1 protein-coding gene is annotated in these 672 nt (G+C 54.8%); it reads left to right on the top strand.

The window, feature by feature from the left end; translation table 11 throughout:
• Position 1 precedes the first annotated feature (1 nt).
• A partial coding sequence (locus CYD26_RS24770) for an IS30 family transposase (RefSeq protein WP_102053918.1) occupies positions 2–672 on the top strand: 671 nt, incomplete at its 3' end.

Here is a 672-nt window from a genome sequence, read left to right as displayed (position 1 = left end):
CATGTCTACCCAATACAGTCACCTGAGTACCGAGGAGCGCGTCACCATCATGGTGATGCTATTTCAACGGCAGACGCTACGAACTATTGCTGCGTTGCTAGGGCGTCACCCCAGCACCATTAGTCGAGAGATCAAGCGCAACCCCCAGCAGCCCCACTATGACGCCATCAAAGCCACAAGTAGGGCACAACAGCTTCGACATATGCCTCGTCGTCAACGGCGTTTATCTCCAGACTCTGAGCTGTTTCAAGTGGTCGTCGAAATGCTCCGCATTGGCTGGTCACCACAACAAATTGCCCGCAGACTACACGCTATCTGGCCTGACCAACCCGAGCGACATGTGAGCCACGAAACTATCTACCTCGCCATCTATGCCTACCCACGCGGAGAGCTGAAACGTCAGCTGATCAGTTATCTACGTCAAGCAGACGGCAAGCGTCCTAAGCGAACACAGAGCAATGTGCGTCGAGAGCGCTATCCTGCACAACTGAGTATTCACCTACGCCCTCCCGAAGTTGCAGATCGTCTGGTACCTGGGCATTGGGAGAGTGATCTGATTATGGGGGCCAATAATCGCTCAGCCGTCGCCACAATGGTCGAACGCACAAGCCGATATGTAATCCTCGCCAAACTTGAAGCCCCCACCGCTGAAGCGGCGGCGGAAGCCATTGT

Source organism: Pseudomonas sp. FFUP_PS_473, assembly GCF_002858665.1.
Taxonomy (GTDB): Bacteria; Pseudomonadota; Gammaproteobacteria; order Pseudomonadales; family Pseudomonadaceae; genus Aquipseudomonas; species Aquipseudomonas defluvii.
This window is presented reverse-complemented; position numbering and strand designations above follow the sequence as displayed.